The organism is Collinsella sp. 4_8_47FAA (assembly GCF_000763055.1).
GTDB lineage: Bacteria > Actinomycetota > Coriobacteriia > Coriobacteriales > Coriobacteriaceae > Collinsella.
In genome coordinates this window covers 3,135-4,600 of record NZ_KN214140.1, presented here as the reverse complement: position 1 = coordinate 4,600, position 1,466 = coordinate 3,135, and the positions used below count along the sequence as shown (strand labels likewise).

The following is a 1,466-nucleotide window of genomic DNA, read 5'->3' as shown; positions in this document are numbered from 1 at the left end:
TCACCGCGGGGCTGCAGGAAGCCATCGGGGAAGATAGTCCGCCAGAAGTCGTACGGGCTGACCCATTCCCAGGACGGATAGTCGGACAGAAGGATGTCGTTCTTCTCTATGTAGGCATGGCGCTGGGCTGCCCACCAGGCGTCATCATGCCCGGGTTTCTTCTTGCGATCTGCCACTGAACACCACCATCCATACCAGCCGCCCCCGAGGGGTAAAGCTACGCCTTTACAGGACGTATATTATCAATACAGTTATTTTACACCCCTGCGGCAAAAAAATTGGGCTGCGAAACCCGCGATCATGGCCCGCCCCCGAGGGGTAAGGCTACGCCTTTACAGGACGTATATTATCAATATATTTATTGTACACCCCTGCGGCCATCTGTATAACGTGTTTTACACCTATACGGCGAATGGTGTGCTAGAATGTATAACGTGTTATACAGATGATTGGGAGGTGCACCGTGGCAACTGCTACCGCGGCATTGAGAATGCCCGAGGACTTGGCAATCAGGTACGACCGTTTGGCGAAATCAACGGGACGCACGAAGACTTTCTACATGACAGAAGCACTCGCTGCCGAGATTGACAGGCTTGAGTACGAATACGGCCTATTGAAGAAGGTCGAGGATTACCGGGCCGGCAGGCTTGAGACCGTGACGCTCGACGAGCTGGAGGAAAGCCTTGGCTTGGCGGATTGAGATCGACAAGGACGTCCAGCGTTCGATGAAGAAGCTGGACAAGCAGATCGCCAGGAGGATCGTGGCGAAACTTCATGAGATTTCACAGCTCGAAGACCCGAGAAGCATGGGAAAGGGATTGACCGAGAACAAGTCAGGTCTCTGGCGCTATAGGGTCGGTGACTATCGGATAGTCGCCGATATCGAGGACGATGTTCTCGTCATCCTTGTTGTCGATGTTGACCACCGAAGCAAGGTCTACAGGACTCGCAGGTAGGCGGGTCGACACCGCTAACGAAACGGGGAGGGTTTTTGACCATCCCCGTTTTTTTTACGCTTGCCACCACGGACGCCCATCGTACGGACGACCGTCGGGCAGCCTGTCGTACTCACGCGGCCCCGTCTCCAGCAGCTCCTTGGCGCGGTCTGGGTCATAGCGCACATCCCAGGGAGAGCAGTAATACCATGCGGAATTGCCTCCGTATCGGGTAAGCCGCCACCGAGCCTCGGCAATCGGAACGAAGCCGAGATCGCACCACTGGTAGGCGGTGTGGTCGCGGCGGCCCTCCTGCAAGGTTTCCTCGTCGATGTGAGCCCCCCAACAATCGAGAAGGTCTTTGCGATGCTGTTCCGCGCGGGCGGCGCCCTCGATGCGCCCGCACTCATCGGCCTCGCGCTTCGCCTTGGCGTCGGCGCGGCGGCGGCGGTTGACCGCCTCGACGTCCTTTTTCGCCCAGGGGCGCGTCTGCTCGATGTTGTAGAACATCGCGGTCGTGTTCCGTTCGGG

3 protein-coding genes are annotated in these 1,466 nt (G+C 57.6%); 2 read left to right on the top strand and 1 reads right to left on the bottom strand.

The genetic code is table 11. The features are described 5' to 3' along the window. Positions 1-463 precede the first annotated feature (463 nt). Positions 464-700, top strand: a complete 237-nt coding sequence (locus tag HMPREF9463_RS10030; RefSeq protein ID WP_084591886.1) for a type II toxin-antitoxin system RelB family antitoxin — start codon at positions 464-466, stop codon at positions 698-700. 25 nt (positions 701-725) lie between these two features. Next, on the top strand, positions 726-956 hold the full coding sequence (locus HMPREF9463_RS10025; protein WP_232219801.1) for a type II toxin-antitoxin system RelE family toxin: 231 nt from the start codon (positions 726-728) through the stop codon (positions 954-956). A gap of 54 nt (positions 957-1,010) precedes the next feature. On the opposite strand, the gene HMPREF9463_RS10020 is transcribed toward HMPREF9463_RS10025, so the two are convergent. Beyond that, positions 1,011-1,466, bottom strand: a 456-nt coding sequence (locus tag HMPREF9463_RS10020; RefSeq protein ID WP_232219800.1) for a hypothetical protein, incomplete at its 5' end; no start/stop codon positions are given.